This is a genomic window from Streptomyces sp. ICC4 (assembly GCF_003287915.1).
GTDB classification, from domain to species: domain Bacteria; phylum Actinomycetota; class Actinomycetes; order Streptomycetales; family Streptomycetaceae; genus Streptomyces; species Streptomyces tritrimontium.
Genome location: NZ_CP030286.1, coordinates 4,344,492 through 4,358,954, shown reverse-complemented (window position 1 = coordinate 4,358,954; position 14,463 = coordinate 4,344,492). Strand labels below are relative to the sequence as shown.

Annotated in this window: 15 protein-coding genes; 12 read left to right on the top strand and 3 right to left on the bottom strand. The window is 75.5% G+C overall.

The window, feature by feature from the left end; translation table 11 throughout:
- The first annotated feature begins 1 nt into the window (after position 1).
- Entirely contained in the window at positions 2–730 is a 729-nt protein-coding gene (locus tag DRB89_RS20210) for a YoaK family protein (RefSeq protein ID WP_112449692.1), read from the top strand.
- Positions 731–797: 67 nt separating this feature from the next.
- Positions 798–1,409 (top strand): sigma-70 family RNA polymerase sigma factor, encoded by a 612-nt coding sequence (locus DRB89_RS20205; RefSeq protein ID WP_112463370.1) that lies wholly within the window; start codon positions 798–800, stop codon positions 1,407–1,409.
- On the opposite strand, the gene DRB89_RS20200 is transcribed toward DRB89_RS20205, so the two are convergent.
- From DRB89_RS20200 to DRB89_RS20190, 3 genes are all read right to left on the bottom strand, one after another.
- Complete coding sequence (locus DRB89_RS20200) at positions 1,333–2,358, bottom strand: MerR family transcriptional regulator (RefSeq protein WP_239516249.1); 1,026 nt, start codon at positions 2,356–2,358, stop codon at positions 1,333–1,335. The genes DRB89_RS20205 and DRB89_RS20200 overlap by 77 nt on opposite strands.
- Before the next feature lie 35 nt (positions 2,359–2,393).
- The gene (locus DRB89_RS20195; protein WP_112463368.1) at positions 2,394–3,755 is read right to left on the bottom strand and encodes a deoxyribodipyrimidine photo-lyase; all 1,362 of its coding nucleotides are present in this window, start codon (positions 3,753–3,755) and stop codon (positions 2,394–2,396) included.
- A 180-nt stretch (positions 3,756–3,935) separates the two neighbouring features.
- A complete protein-coding gene (locus tag DRB89_RS20190) occupies positions 3,936–5,429 on the bottom strand; it encodes an SDR family oxidoreductase (protein ID WP_112449688.1) in 1,494 nt (497 codons plus the stop codon).
- A gap of 154 nt (positions 5,430–5,583) precedes the next feature.
- Here DRB89_RS20190 and DRB89_RS20185 point away from each other — a divergent pair, with 154 nt between their 5' ends.
- The 10 genes from DRB89_RS20185 to DRB89_RS20145 all read left to right on the top strand — a co-directional run bounded on the left by DRB89_RS20185 (position 5,584) and on the right by DRB89_RS20145 (position 14,460).
- The gene (locus DRB89_RS20185; RefSeq protein WP_112463367.1) at positions 5,584–6,963 is read left to right on the top strand and encodes an FAD-dependent oxidoreductase; all 1,380 of its coding nucleotides are present in this window, start codon (positions 5,584–5,586) and stop codon (positions 6,961–6,963) included.
- A complete protein-coding gene (locus DRB89_RS20180) occupies positions 6,960–7,730 on the top strand; it encodes a DUF1365 domain-containing protein (protein WP_239516248.1) in 771 nt (256 codons plus the stop codon). Before DRB89_RS20185 ends, DRB89_RS20180 begins: the two co-directional genes overlap by 4 nt.
- Positions 7,727–8,962: a cyclopropane-fatty-acyl-phospholipid synthase family protein gene (locus tag DRB89_RS20175; protein ID WP_239516247.1), complete on the top strand. Its 1,236-nt coding sequence runs from the start codon at positions 7,727–7,729 to the stop codon at positions 8,960–8,962. The genes DRB89_RS20180 and DRB89_RS20175 overlap by 4 nt, the downstream gene beginning before the upstream one ends.
- A 56-nt stretch (positions 8,963–9,018) precedes the next feature.
- Positions 9,019–9,768, top strand: coding sequence for a DUF1295 domain-containing protein (locus DRB89_RS20170; protein ID WP_112453583.1), 750 nt, complete (start codon positions 9,019–9,021; stop codon positions 9,766–9,768).
- Positions 9,769–9,781: 13 nt separating this feature from the next.
- The gene (locus DRB89_RS20165) at positions 9,782–10,261 is read left to right on the top strand and encodes an Lrp/AsnC family transcriptional regulator (protein WP_112449685.1); all 480 of its coding nucleotides are present in this window, start codon (positions 9,782–9,784) and stop codon (positions 10,259–10,261) included.
- A 52-nt stretch (positions 10,262–10,313) separates the two neighbouring features.
- A complete protein-coding gene (locus DRB89_RS20160; RefSeq protein ID WP_112449684.1) occupies positions 10,314–10,991 on the top strand; it encodes an HAD family phosphatase in 678 nt (225 codons plus the stop codon).
- Positions 10,992–11,115: 124 nt separating this feature from the next.
- Positions 11,116–12,477 (top strand): cytochrome P450, encoded by a 1,362-nt coding sequence (locus DRB89_RS20155; protein WP_239516246.1) that lies wholly within the window; start codon positions 11,116–11,118, stop codon positions 12,475–12,477.
- A gap of 81 nt (positions 12,478–12,558) precedes the next feature.
- On the top strand, positions 12,559–12,642 hold the full coding sequence (locus DRB89_RS46350) for a putative leader peptide (RefSeq protein ID WP_343234701.1): 84 nt from the start codon (positions 12,559–12,561) through the stop codon (positions 12,640–12,642).
- Positions 12,643–12,853: 211 nt separating this feature from the next.
- The gene (locus DRB89_RS20150; RefSeq protein WP_112449682.1) at positions 12,854–13,765 is read left to right on the top strand and encodes an ABC transporter permease; all 912 of its coding nucleotides are present in this window, start codon (positions 12,854–12,856) and stop codon (positions 13,763–13,765) included.
- Positions 13,738–14,460 carry an ABC transporter ATP-binding protein gene (locus DRB89_RS20145; protein ID WP_112463366.1) on the top strand — a complete coding sequence of 241 codons (723 nt, stop codon included), beginning with the start codon at positions 13,738–13,740 and terminating at the stop codon, positions 14,458–14,460. Before DRB89_RS20150 ends, DRB89_RS20145 begins: the two co-directional genes overlap by 28 nt.
- Positions 14,461–14,463 lie beyond the last annotated feature (3 nt).

Genomic DNA, 14,463 nt, shown 5'->3' with positions numbered 1-14,463 from the left:
CATGAACCTGGGTGCCCGTCCGCCGCGACCGCCGCTGACCGTCCTGTTCCTGGTGCTGACCGGTGTCACCGGGCTGATCGAGGCGGTCAGCCTGCTGGCGCTCGGGCCCGTCTTCACGGCGATGCAGACGGGCAACGTGCTGTTCCTGGCCTTCGGGGTGGCCCACGCGGGCCCGGTGCCCGCGCTGGCACCCGCCGTCTCGCTGACCGCGTTCGCCCTCGGAGCGGTGTGCGGGGCCCGCCTGGAGGCCTTCACGGAGGACCGGGGCCGACGCTGGTTCGTGACCGGGCTGTCGGCCGAGGCGGTGCTGCTCCTGTCGGCCGCGGCCGCCGGATGGGGGGTGGCGCCGCGCTTCGGGGCTCCGACGGGCCGCCAACTGGTCGTCTCCGCGCTCCTGTCACTGGCGATGGGGATGCGGAACGTGACGAGCCTGCGGGTGAACCTGCCCGGGGTGCCGACCACCCTGGTGACCCGCTCCATGACGGCCTTCCTCGGCGGTTCGGCCATCGGCCGGGACCGGGCCTTCGGATACGGAACGGTGGCCTGGCGGCGCCCGGTGTTGTCGGTCGCGTCGATGTTCGCGGGCGGCCTGGCCGGGGCGCTGCTCGTGCGGACCGGGTGGGCCGTGGGGTGGCTGCTGCTGCCCGCCGGCGTGCTGGTGCTGGCCGTGGCGCTGGTCCACCTGTCGCAACCGACGCTGCACACCGGTTCGGGCGGTGCGGCGGGCTGACGTCGGGGAAATCGATGCGCAAGCGATGCAAGTTGGCCGGGGCGTCCGCTCTCGCGAGGCTCGGGGCATGGACGACCAGGACGACGAGCGGCCCGTCGCATCCACCGAACCGGGGTCCGGCGCGCCGGCCGACACACGCGTCGCGGCGGGTTTCGCGGCCGGCGACGAGGAGTGCGTGGCCGCGGTCTACCGCCGCTGGCGGCCGCTGGTGCACGCGCTCGCCCGGCGCTCGCTCGGCGACGAGCGGGAGGCCGAGGACGTGACGCAGCAGGTCTTCCTCGCCGCCTGGCGGGGCCGCCGCGGCTACCGGCCCGGACCGGGCGGCTTCGGGGCGTGGCTGACCGGCATCACCCGGCACAAGGTGGCCGACGCCCTGGAGGCGCGGACCCGGCGGGCCCGGGCGGCCGAGGCCGCCGCGCGCGTCTGCGCCCAGGCCCGGTGCGAGGCGGAGCCGGGGCCGGAGCGGGCCGTGGAGCGGGTGCTGGTGCTCGGTGAGCTGGCCCGGCTGCCGTCGGCGCAGCAGCGGGTGCTGCGGCTCGCCTTCTACGCGGACCTGACCCAGTCGCAGATCGCGGACCGCACCGGGCTCCCGCTCGGCACCGTCAAGAGCCATATGCGGCGGGCGCTCCACGTCCTGCGGCAGTCGATGGAAACCGGCCCGCCGCAACCGCTTCGATGACGGCCACCCCCGAGCGGAGCCCGAACAGCCGCTCGGTGCGCGGGAGCGGCGCGGCGGACGCGGACGCGGACGCCGATCCGGCGGACCAGCCCGGCCCGGCGAGCAGCAGCGCCGAGTGTCCCCGGGCGCCGCGCGGCCCCCACTCGATGCCCGCGACCGACCTGGCCAGGGACGCGTCCGCGGTCGTACGGGACTGCGCCCACAGGACGACGGCCCGCGGGCCGGTCCGCCGCACGGCCTCGTGCAGGGCGTCCGAGGGCAGGGCCGGGCCGAACATCCGGACCGGCAGGGCCCGTTCGCCGAGGGCCGCGGTCAACGCCTCCATCGGCAGGCTGTGCTGCTCCCCCGGCGCGCAGGCCAGGAGCACGGGCGGGGCCGGGAGGCGCTCCGGAGCGGGGCGGATCCGGCGCAGGGCGGAGGAGACGTGCCAGGACAGCAGGTGCTCCACTTCGACGTAACGCTCCCCGGCGGAGGCCCACTTGCGGCCGACCGCGTGCAGGGTCGGCGCGATGACCTCCTCCCAGGCGGTGAGCAGGCCCAGCTCCGCGAGGGTCGCGGCCAGCAGGTCCTCCACGGCGGGCGCGTCCAGTCGTACGGCGGCCCGCGCGAGCCCCCGGCACTCCGGGCGGACGTCCCCGAGGCGCAGCGCACGGGGCCCGCCCGGTGTGGCGGCGCCCGACGGCCCGGCGGGGGCGGCGGCCGGCGTGCCCCGCGCGACCCGGGCGGCTTCGGACGGGGGCACGCCCTGGGCGGTGAGGCGGCACATCAGCTCCAGGCGGGCGACGTCCCCGGGGGTCCAGCGCCGGTGCCGGCCGTCTTCGCGGCGGGCCGGGCCGAGGGCGTAGCGCCGCTCCCACGAGCGCAGCGTGGTCGGGGAGACCCCGAGGTGCCGGGCGACGGCTCCGGTGGCGAGCGCGGCGGGCGGGGGCTGCGGGGGGTCGGGCTCCACCCGTCCACCGTACGGCGCGGCGGGGCCGGGGGCCGTCATCCCGACCGGCCCCTGCGGAAGCGGTCGAGGCCGTCGGCGAGTTCGACCACCGGGTCGGGGTAGTCGTAGCGGGCCCGCTCCAGTCCCCCCAGCCGCCAGGGCCCGTGCACGCGCGGCGCGGGGAGTCCGGCGAGCCCGGGGACCCAGCGGTGCACGTAGGCGCCGGTGGGGTCGTAACGCAGGCCCTGGCGGACCGGGTTGAGGACCCGGTTGGGGCGGGAGTCGGTGCCCGTGCCCGCCACCCATTGCCAGTTGAGCTGGTTGTTGGCGAGGTCCCCGTCCACGAGGAGGTCCATGAAGTGGCGGGCGCCGACGCGCCAGTCGACGTACAGGGTCTTGGCGAGGAAGCTCGCGGCGAGCAGCCGGCCCCGGTTGTGCATCCAGCCCTCGTGGGCCAGTTGGCGCATGGCCGCGTCGACCACCGGGTAGCCGGTGCGGCCGTCCTTCCAGGCCTGGACCTCTTCGTCGGCGGCGGGTCCGGTGCGCCACCGGTCGTGGCGGGGACGGTAGTCCCGGGCGGCCGCGCCGGGCCGGGCGGCGAGCACCTGGTGGTGGAAGTCGCGCCAGCACAACTGGCGTACGAAGGCGTCCGCGCCGGGCCCGCCGGCCGCGCGGGCCCGGTGGACGGCCTCGGTGGCCGACAGCGTGCCGAAGTGCAGGTGCGGGGAGAGCCGGGAGGTGGCGTCCCCGGCGAGGTCGTCGTGCGTCTCGGCGTAGCGGGAGATGCCGGGGCGCAGCCAGCCGGCCAGCAGCCGGCGCGCCTCGTGCTCGCCGCCGGGGGCGAGGCCCGGGGAGGTGTCGGTGACGGCGGCGCGCTCGGGCAGCGGCTCCGAGGAGACGGCGGCCGGTACCCGGATCGCGCGCGGGGCCGGGGCGGCGGCGCGCAGCGGCTGCTGCTCCCAGCGGCGGTGGTAGGGGGTGAAGACGGCGAAGTGGTCGGAGCGGCCGGCCGGGAGGACGGCTCCGGGGGCCACGGCGGTGATCACGGCGTCGTGCACGTAGAGCCGCCGGCCTTCGGCTTCGAGGGCGGCCCGCAGCCTCTCCTCGCGGGCGTGGGCGAAGGTGCTGACACCGGCGGCCATGTGCACCTCGTCGGCGTCGGCCTGCCGTACGAGGGCGGCGGTCGCGGCGACGGTGTCGCCGGAGCGGACGACGAGGCGGCCGCCCCGGGCGCGCAGACCCGCGTCGAGGTCGGCGAGGCAGTCGGCGAGGAAGGCCAGCCGGTTGGGCGGCGCCGCGACCGCGGGGTCGCGCACGAAGAGCGGGACCACCCGGCCGCAGGAGGACAGGGCGGCGCGCATCGGCGGATGGTCGTGCAGCCGCAAGTCGGACGTGTAGAGGACCACCGCGACGTTCATGGGGCTCGCTCCGCAGAGGGGTGGGGGACGGTTCTTCACAAGTGATTCGCCCGCGGCCCCCGGCCCGGATGCGATCCGGGCCGTCTCGTCCGGGTGCCGTCTCGTCCGGGCCGTCTCGTCCGGATGCCGGCCCTCGCGCGGTGTCGCCTTGCGCGGTGTCGCCTTGCGCGGTGCCGGCTCCTACGGGGTGTCCGCGTGGCGCTCCGCCGCGCGGGCGATGTTGCGGGCCATGCCGCCGAAGACGACGGCGTGGAACGGGGACACGCTCCACCAGTACAGGTGGCCCAGCAGGCCGCGCGGGTGGAACAGCGCCCGCTGCCGGTAGCGGGAGCCCGCGCCCGCCGGGGACGGCGGGTCCGCGTGGAGTTCGAGCCAGGCCAGTCCGGGCAGCCGCATCTCCGCGCGCAGGCGCAGCAGCCGGCCCGGGACGATCTCCTCGACCCGCCAGAAGTCGAGGGAGTCCCCCACGCGCAGCCGGTCCGCGTCGCGGCGCCCGCGGCGGATGCCGACCCCGCCGACGAGCCGGTCCAGCCAGCCCCGTACGGCCCAGGCCAGGGGGAAGGAGTACCAGCCGTTCTCCCCGCCGATGCCTTCCACCACCCGCCACAGCGCTTCGGGCGGGGCGTCGACGGCGAGCTCCCGCCGGTCGGTGTAGAGGCTGCCGCCCGCCCAGTCGGGGTCGGTGGGCAGCGGGTCGCTCGGTGCTCCCGGCACCGAGGCCGAGGACCAGCGGGTGGTCACCTTGGCCTCCCGGATCCGCTGGAGTGCCAGCGCGAGCGCCTCGTCGAGGCCGATGGGGGCGCCCGGCGGGTCCGGGACGTGCGCGGCGATGTCGTGCTCGGCGCAGACCACCTCGTGCCGCAGGGATTCGGCGAGCGGGCGGGCCAGCGCCCTCGGCACGGGGGTGACGAGGCCGATCCAGTGGCTGGACAGGCGGGGGGTCAGCATCGGCACCCTCAGGATGAGGCGCGGGGGCAGCCCGGCGACGGCGGCGTAGCGGCGCATCATCTGCTCGTACGTGACCACGTCGGGCCCGCCGATGTCGAAGGCCCGGTCGACCTCGGGCGCCATGCCCGCGCTGCCGACGAGGTAGCGCAGCACGTCGCGGACGGCGATGGGCTGGCAGCGGGTGCCGACCCAGCTGGGGGTGACCATGACGGGCAGCCGCTCGGTCAGGTAGCGGAGCATCTCGAAGGAGGCCGAGCCCGATCCGATCACGACGGCCGCGCGCAGGACGGTCGCCGGGACGGCTCCGGCGAGGAAGATCTCGCCGACTTCGGCGCGGGAGCGCAGGTGCGGGGAGAGGGCGCGGCCGGGGACGGCGGCGGGGGTGAGTCCGCCGAGGTAGACGATGCGGCGGACCCCGGCGGCACGGGCCTGCTCCGCGAAGGTCCGGGCGGCGTCCCGGTCGCGTTCCTCGAAGCCGGGTCCGGCGCCCAGGGCGTGCACGAGGTAGTAGGCGACGTCGATGCCGGACATCGCGGCGGCCACGGACCGCGGATCGGTGACGTCGCCACGGACCACCTCGGCGCGTCCGGCCCAGGGGTGGTCGCGCAGCTTCTCCGGAGCGCGGGCCAGGCAGCGGACGCGGTGTCCGGCGTCGAGGAGTTCCGGCACCAGTCGGCCGCCGATATAGCCGGTGGCTCCGGTGACCAGGCAGTTCTTGCCCGTCATGGCTCTCTCCGCTCCTCGTGGCCCGCCCCGTGCCGATTGTGCCCCCGCGCTTCCCCTTCCCCGGGGCGCGCCGCACCGGATGCGGGATTCCGCCGTTCGGCACATCCAAGACCCCCCTCGGCTCCGAAGGAGGAGTGAGCGAGGGAGGAACACGATGACCGGACGAGGACGGCCGCGGCCGCGGCCGCGTACGGCCGTGATCGGCGGGGGCGTTTCGGGGCTGACGGCGGCGTACGTGCTGGCGCGCTCGCACGAGGTGACCCTGTACGAGGCGGAGGACCGGCTGGGCGGGCACGCCCACACCCACGAGCTGAAGGGGTCGGACGGGCGGGTGCGGGCGGTGGATTCCGGGTTCATCGTCCACAACGACCGGACCTACCCGCATCTGCTGCGGCTCTTCGACGAGCTGGGGGTGGCCACCCGGCCGACGACGATGAGCCTGTCCGTGCTGTGCGAGGGGTGCGGGCTCCAGTACGCGGGGGCGCGCGGGCCGCGCGGGCTGTTCGCCCGGCCCCGGTCCGCCGTGAACCCGGCGTACCTGCGGATGCTGGCACAGATCCCGGTGTTCCACCGGCGGGCGCGGAGGCTGCTGGCCGGCGCGGACCCGGCGTACCGCGCGGCGGCGGCGGACCCCCCGGACCCCGCGGACCCCGCGGACCCCGCGGACCCGGCCGCCGCCGCGCGCTCCGCGCACGGGGATCCGTACGAGCCGACGCTGGCCGAGTTCCTGCGGCGGGGCCGCTTCGGGCCCTACTTCACCGCGCACTTCGCGATCCCGCTGGTGGCCTCGGTGTGGTCGTGCCCGCCGGACACGGCGCTGGCGCACCCCGCGCGGTACCTGTTCCGCTTCCTGGAGCACCACGGACTGCTGTCGGTGGGCGGCTCTCCGCGCTGGCGTACGGTCGAGGGCGGCTCGGCGCGCTACGTGGAGCGGGTGCGCGAGCGGCTGGACACCGTGTACGCGGCGGCGCCGGTGCGCCGGATCGCGCGCGGCGCGGGCAGCGTGGCCGTGACCACCGCGGGCGGGGCGACCGGCCTGTACGACTCGGTGGTCCTCGCCGTCCACGCCGATCAGGCGCTGCGCCTGCTGGCCGATCCGACGGACCGGGAACGGGCCGTGCTGGGCGCCTTCGGCTACTCCCGCAACCGGACCGTCCTGCACACGGACGCCTCGGTGCTGCCGAGTGCGCCGGGGGCGCGGGGCTGCTGGAACTACCGGCTGTCGGGGTGCCGTCCGGACGACGCGCACGTCCGGGTCAGCTACGACATGAACCGGCTCCAGGGGCTGGACGGGCCGGAGCGGTACGTCGTCTCGCTGAACGCCGGCGACCGGGTGCGGCCGGAGCTGGTGCTGGCCGAGATGGACTACGAACACCCCGTCCACACCGTGGAGTCGGTGGCGGCGCAGCGGCTGCTGCCGGCGCTGTCGGGGCCCGTGACGGCCTTCGCCGGCGCGTACCACGGGTGGGGTTTCCACGAGGACGGCTGCCGCTCGGGCGTGGAGGCGGCCGCCGCGCTGGGGGTGGGGTGGTGACGGCGCCCTGCCTCTACGAGGCCGACATCCGGCACGTCCGCTCGGGTCGCGGCCGCCACCGGCTGCGCCACCGCACGTACGTGTGGCTGGTGGATCTGGACGGACTGCCGCGGCTGCCCCGGCTGTTGCGCCCGCTCGCCCGTTTCGACGCGCGGGACCACTTCGGGGGCGGCGCGCCCTCGATCAGGGCGGGGCTCGACTCCTTCCTCGCGGCGCGCGGAGCGGGCCTGCCGCCCGGCTCGCGGGTGGTGATGCTGGCGCACGCCCGCGTGCTGGGCCACGTCTTCAACCCGCTGAGCGTGTACTGGTGCCACGGCCCGGACGGCTCCCTGCGCCACGTGGTCGCCGAGGTGCACAACACGTACGGCGAGCGCCACTGCTACCTGCTCTCCCCGGAGACCGCCCGCGCGCGGGGCCCGCGGGACGGCCCGGGGCCCGGTGGCGGCGCCGGTACCCCCAAGGAGTTCCACGTCTCGCCCTTCCTGGCCGTGGAGGGCGAGTACCGGATGCGGCTGCCGGAACCGGGCGAGCGCCTCGCCCTGAGCGTCCGGCTGGCGGGCACGTCGGACGGGACCGGGCTGACCGCGACCGTGCGCGGCGTGCGCCGCCCCGCCGGAGCCCGCGGGGTGCTGCGCGCCGCGCTGCGCCATCCCTGGTCCACGGCCGCCGTCTCCGTGGCGATCCGCGTCCACGGCATCCGTCTGTGGCTGCGCGGTCTGCCGGTGCGGCCGCGTCCCCGACACGTCCCCCAGGAGGGCCTGAAGTGACCACCGTGAACTCCCCGACCGCCCTCATCGCCCCGGCCGTGCCGCCCTGCTCCCGGACCAGGGCCGCCGTCGGGCGGCTGCTGATCCGCCGGGCCCTGGACCGGCTGCCGCTCCAGGTCCGGATGGGGCCCGACGGCACCCTGGGGCGGGGCGGTCCGGCGATGGCGGTCCACGACCCGGCCGCCTTCGAGCGCCGGATCGCGGCCGAGGGTCTGATCGGCTTCGGCGAGTCGTACCTGGCCGGGGAGTGGGACGCCCGCGACCCGGTCGCCGTGCTGACGGTACTGGCCGGGCACGTGACGGCGCTGGTCCCGGCTCCGCTGCAGCGGCTGCGCGGCTTGTGGGCGGCGCGCCACCCGGCGGCGGACCGCAACACCCCGGACGGCTCGCGGACGAACGTCCGGCGCCACTACGACCTGTCGAACGAGCTCTTCGCGCAGTTCCTCGACCCGACGATGACCTACTCCTCCGCGGTGTTCCGCTCCTTGCCCGCCGGGCCCGACCAGCTCGCCGAGGCCCAGCAGCGCAAGATCGACATGCTGCTGGACCTGGCGGGCGTCGGACCCGGGACCCGTCTCCTGGAGATCGGCACGGGCTGGGGCGAGCTGGCCGTCCGGGCCGCCCGGCGCGGGGCCCGCGTCCTGACCCTGACCCTCTCGCGCGAGCAGCGGGAGCTGGCCCTGCGCCGGATCGCCGCCGCCGGGCTCACGGACCGCGTCGAGGTGCGGCTCTGCGACTACCGGGAGGCCGAGGGGCGCTACGACGCCATCGTGAGCGTCGAGATGATCGAGGCGGTCGGCGCCGAGTACTGGCCGGTGTACTTCGCCACGCTGGACCGGCTGCTGGCACCGGGCGGGCGGGTCGCGCTCCAGGCGATCACCATGCCGCACGAGCGGATGCTGGCCACGAGGGACACGTACACCTGGATCCACAAGTACATCTTCCCCGGCGGGATGCTGCCGTCGGTGCGGGTGGTGGAGGAGATGGCGCGGCGGCACACGGGGCTGCGCGTGACCCGGTGCGAGGCCTACGGGGGCCACTACGCGCAGACGCTGCGCCTGTGGCGGGAGCGGTTCGCCGAGCGGGCCGACCGGGTGGCCGCGCTGGGCTTCGACGAGACGTTCCGGCGGATGTGGACCTTCTACCTGGCGTACTGCGAGGCGGGATTCGCCTCGGGGTACCTGGACGTGCACCAGTTCCAGCTGTCGGCCGCGGTGGGCGGTCCGCGGTGAACTGGGGCTCCTTCGGCCTGAACCTGGCCGTCTCGGCGGGCGCCGCCCTCGCCGTCATGCTGGCCGCCTTCGCGGTCGGGGTCCGCCTCGGCAGGCACCGCGGGGTGGACGTGGCGTGGGGCCTGGGCTTCGCCGCCGTCGCGGTCGCCACGTACGCCGTCTCGGGCGGCCGGCACCCGCTGCCGGCCGCCATGGCGGTGGTGTGGGGGCTGCGGCTCGCCGGGCACATCGCGTGGCGCGGCCGGGGACACGGCGAGGACCCGCGCTACGAGCGGATGCTCGCGCGCGCCCCCGGGAACCGGAACCGGTACGCGCTGCGGATGGTCTACCTGCTCCAGGCGGCCCTGGTCTGGTTGGTCTCGCTGCCCGTGCAGGCGGCGGCGTACGCGACCGGGGAGCCCGGCGCCCTGGCGGCGGCGGGCACGGCCCTGTGGCTGGGCGGGCTGCTCTTCGAGGCGGTGGGGGACCACCAGCTCGCCCGGTTCAAGGCGGACCCCGCGAACCGGGGGCGGATCATGGACCGCGGCCTGTGGGCGTGGACCCGGCACCCGAACTACTTCGGCGACTTCTGCGTGTGGTGGGGCCTGTCCCTGGCCGCCTGGACCTCCGGCGGCGCGCTGGCGGTCTCGGTGGTCTCCCCCCTCGTGATGTCGTACCTGCTGATCGCCGGCAGCGGCAAGCGGCTGCTGGAGCGGCACATGGCGGACCGACCGGGGTACGCGGACTACCGGGAGCGCACCAGCGGCTTCCTGCCTCGGCCGCCACGGCGCCGGGCCGGTCCACCGGCCTCTCCACCCGCCCGTTGATAGGGTCGCGGGCATGGCGGTGGACGAGCTCGACACACGGATCCTGCGCCTGCTGATCGAGCAGCCGCGCACCAGCGTCCGGGAGTACGCCCGGATCCTCGGCGTCGCGCGCGGCACCCTCCAGGCCCGGATCGAGCGGCTGGAGCGCACCGGCGTGATCACCGCGACCGGGCCCGTCCTCTCCCCCGCGGCGCTCGGCCACCCGGTGCTGGCCTTCGTGCACATCGAGGTCACCCAGGGGCACCTGGACGAGGTCGGTGACGCGCTGGCCTCGGTGCCGGAGATCATCGAGGCCTTCTCCATCACCGGCGGCGGGGACCTGCTGACCCGGGTGGCCGCCCGGGACAACGCGCATCTGGAGGACGTCATCCAGCGGCTGATCCGGCTCCCGGGGGTGGTCCGCACCCGGACCGAGGTCGCGCTGCGCGAGCGGGTGGCGCACCGGCTGCTCCCGCTGGTCGAGTCCGTGGGACGAGCCGCGCGCAAACCCTGACAAGATGGTCGGGACAGGCACAAGACAGGCACCGGCAGGACGGGCACAGCGGATGATCTCCGTCATATTCGATCTCGACGGCACCCTCGTGGACAGCGAGCCGAACTACTACGAGTCCGGGCGGCGCACCCTGGAGCGCCACGGGGTCCCCGATTTCACCTGGGAGCAGCACTCCCGGTACATCGGCATCGGCACCCTGGAGACGCTGGAGATCCTGCGGGACGCCCACGGCATCGAGGCCCCGGTGGAACAGCTGCTGGCCGAGCAGAACGCCGCCTACCTGGAGCTGGCCCGCACCCACACCCCCGCCTATCCGGAGATGCGCCGGTTCGTCGAGCGGCTGCACGCCGACGGGGTTCCGATGGCGGTGGCCTCCGGGTCCTCGCTGGAGGCGATCGACGCGGTCCTGTCCGGCACCGGGCTGGACGCGCTGCTGACCACGGTGGTCTCCGCCGAGGAGGTGGCGCAGGGCAAGCCCGCCCCGGACGTGTTCCTGGAGGCGGCGCGGCGCCTGGGCGCGGAGCCCGCCGACTGCGTGGTCGTCGAGGACGCGGCGCCGGGCGCGCTGGCCGCCCGCGCGGCGGGCATGCGGTGCGTGGCGGTCCCGTACGTGGCGGCCACCGCCGACGATCCGGCCTTCGCCTCCGCCGGGCTCCTCTTCCCCTCCGGCCAGCCGGAGTTCAGCGCGGACACCGCGTACGGCTGGCTGGCGGAGCCCCGGGCGGCCTGACTGCCGCGCAGCCCTTGCGCGTTGAGGCCGCCGGAGCTCAGGCGCCGCCGGGGCTCCGGGGCCGCCGGGCTCTGGCGCCGCCGGGGCTCTGGCGCCCTGGAGGCCGCGCTGTCACCATGCCGTGGTGACCGCCACCCAGCTGCCTCCGGGCGCCGAGCGCGGACCGCGCCGGTGGCCCCTGGTCGGGAACCTCCCCGCCTTCGCCCGCGATCCGCTGGCCTTCTTCGAGTCGCTGCGCGACGACTACGGGGACTGGGTGCCCTGGGCGCTCGGCCCCCAGCGCAACGTGCTGGTCTCCCTTCCCGAGCACGCGGGCGAGCTGCTCGGCGCCGTCGAATCCACCTTCGACCCCACCGAACTGGGCTGGGCGTTCCGCCAGTTGCTCGGCAACGGCGTGGTCGTGGCCACTGGTGAGGACTGGCGGCGCAAGCGGGCGCTGGTCCAGCCCTCGGTGCGCCCGCGCCAAGTGCGCGCGTACGCGGCCACGATGGTGGAGTGCGCCGACGCGCTGGTCTCCGGCTGGGCCGAAGGCGAGCGGATCGACGTGCACAGGGAGATGGCCGGGCTGACCCAGCGGATCGCGGTGCGCACCCTGTTCGGAAGCGACGCCGCCGGCCGGGAGGAGCCCATCAGCGCGGCCATGGCCATCGCGCAGCGGGAACTCAGCGCCGAGTTCCGCGGGGTGACCCTGTTCCTGCCGCCGTGGGTGCGCACTCCGGGCCGGCGGCGGATGCGGGCGGCCGTGGCCGTCCTCGACCGGGAGATCGAGCACGTCATCCAGGAGCACGAGGCGGCCTCGGCGGCCGGCGAGGAGCGCGAGGACCTGCTGAGCCGGCTGCTCGCGGCCCGCGACGAGAACGGCGGGCCGCTGTCGCGCACGGAGCTGCGCGACGAGTCGATCACCCTCTACATCGGCGGCCACGAGACCACTTCGACCACCCTGACCTGGGCCTGGCAGCTGCTCTCGGGGGCGCCCGAGGCGCGCGAGCGGCTGACGGAGGAGCTGGATCGGGTGCTGGGCGACCGGCTGCCGACGTACGAGGACTACGCGCGGCTGCCCTGGACGCAGCAGGTGGTCAAGGAGGCGCTGCGGATCTATCCGCCGATCTGGCTGATCTCCGCGGTGGCGAAGGAGGGTGCGACGCTCGGCGGCCGCCCGGTGCCGGCCGGCCTGTCGGTGTGGGCGAGCCCGTGGTCGATGCACCGGGACGCGCGCTGGTTCCCCGAGCCGGAGGCCTTCCTCCCCGAGCGGTGGGACGCGAACGCCCCGCAGCCGGTGCCGGAGCACGCCTGGTTCCCCTTCGGCGGCGGCCCGCGCGCCTGTCTGGGCGCCCGCTTCGCCCTGGTCGAGGCGGCCCTCGTACTGGCCGTCGTGGCCCGGCGCTTCCACCTCGACAGCGGCCCCGGCCGCGCGAAGGTCCTCCCGGGGCTGACCCTCCAGCCGATCGGCCCGGTCCTGGCGACGCTGCGCGCGCCCGGGAAGTAGGGCGTCCCGACAAGGGAGACCGGAGTCCCAGTGAGCGAGACGCCATTGACCCGGAGCGGGCGGCTGGCTAGGTTTCGCCGCATGTTGCGTTCAGCTCTGCTCACCACGCGCGGTCACATCGACCTGCTGCGGGTGGCTTCCGCCGCGTGTTGTCGCGGCTGCTGACGCCCTTTCCCCCTTTCGGGTCGCGTCCCTTCACGTCACGAGCGCTCCGCGCTCCCCTTTCGCACGCCCTGAAGCCCTGAGGCCCTGAGGCCCTGAGGCCTTCCGGTCATTCCCCGTACCTCCGCACCTCCGCACCTCCGCGGGGTCGGCCGGGGCGTTCGACCGGGTGCGTGCGCCGCCTCCCGCCCCTCTCCCCTTCCGTGGAGCACTCATGAGCGTCACCAGCCATGCACCGTCGGACATATCGGTTAAAGCACCATCCAGTCAGCCGATCGAAGCCCGATCCGGGTCCGCCGCCGAGACCGGCACCCGCGGCGCCCCCGCCCTCGTGCCCGTCGTACCGGCCTCCGCGCGGCGGCGGTCCGCGCCCCGCTGGACACGGCGCACCATCGGGCCGCTGCTGCTGCTCGCGCTGTGGCAACTGGCCAGCAGCTTCGGGGTGTTGCCCGTCGACACCCTGGCTCCCCCGCTGACCATCGCGAAGGCCGGGGCCGATCTGATCGGGGACGGAACGCTGCCCGCCGCCATGGGCGTGTCCCTGCAGCGCGTGGCGATCGGCCTGGTCCTGGGCGGGACGGTGGGCACGGTACTGGCGCTGCTGTCCGGGCTGTCCCGGCTCGGCGAGGACCTGATCGACGCGAGCGTGCAGATGCTGCGCACGGTGCCGTGGGTCGGCCTCATTCCGCTGTTCATCATCTGGATGGGCATCGGAGAGGCGCCGAAGGTGGCGCTCATCGCCCTCGGCACGGCATTCCACCTGTACCTGAACGTGTACGCCGGCATTCGCGGGGTCGACGAGCAACTCATCGAAGCGGGCGGGGCGTTGGGGCTCGGCCGCTGGGGTCTGGTCCGGCACGTGGTACTGCCGGGGGCGCTGCCCGGGTTCATGACCGGGCTGCGGTACTCCCTCGCCACGGCCTGGCTCGCCCTCGTCTTCGGGGAGTCCATCAACGCCGACGCCGGGATCGGGTTCCTGATGAACCAGGCGCGCGAGTTCTTCCGTACCGACGTGATCGTCGTGTGCCTCGTCGTCTACGCCTTCCTCGGCCTCACCGCCGACCTCGTCGTCCGCGCTCTCGAAAGGCTGCTGCTGCAATGGCGACCGACCTTCACCGGGAAGTGATCCCGGACACCGCCGTCACGGTCGCGGGGCTCACCCGGGCCTTCGACGGACGGCCCGTCATCGACGGGCTCGATCTGACCCTGCGGGCCGGGGAGTTCACCGCGCTGCTGGGCCGCAGCGGCTGCGGCAAGTCCACGCTGCTGCGGGTACTGGCCGGGCTGGACCGGGAGATCGAGGGCCGGGTGCTCGTCCCCGAGCGCCGGGCGGTGGCCTTCCAGGCGCCCCGGCTGATGCCGTGGAAGCGGGTGTGGCGCAACGTGCTGCTCGGTCTGCCCGGCCGCCCCGAACGCGAGGTCGCGGAACGGGCCTTGGCGGAGGTCGGGCTGGAACACCGCACCGACGCCTGGCCCAAGACCCTGTCCGGCGGCGAGGCGCAGCGGGCCTCACTGGCCCGCGCCCTGGTGCGCGAGCCCGATCTGCTGCTGCTGGACGAGCCGTTCGGTGCGCTGGACGCCCTGACCCGGATCAAGGCCCAGCAGCTCGTCGCCGAACTGTGGCAGCGGCGCGGCTGCGCGGTGCTGCTGGTCACCCACGACGTCGACGAGGCGCTGCTGCTGGCCGACCGCGTGCTCGTCATGGACGAGGGCCGCATCGCCTACGACACCGAGGTGGGGCTGGAGCGGCCGCGCTCGGTCTCCGACGCCGGGTTCGCGCAGTTGCGCGAACGGCTGCTGGGCGAGCTCGGCGTGAGCTGAGCG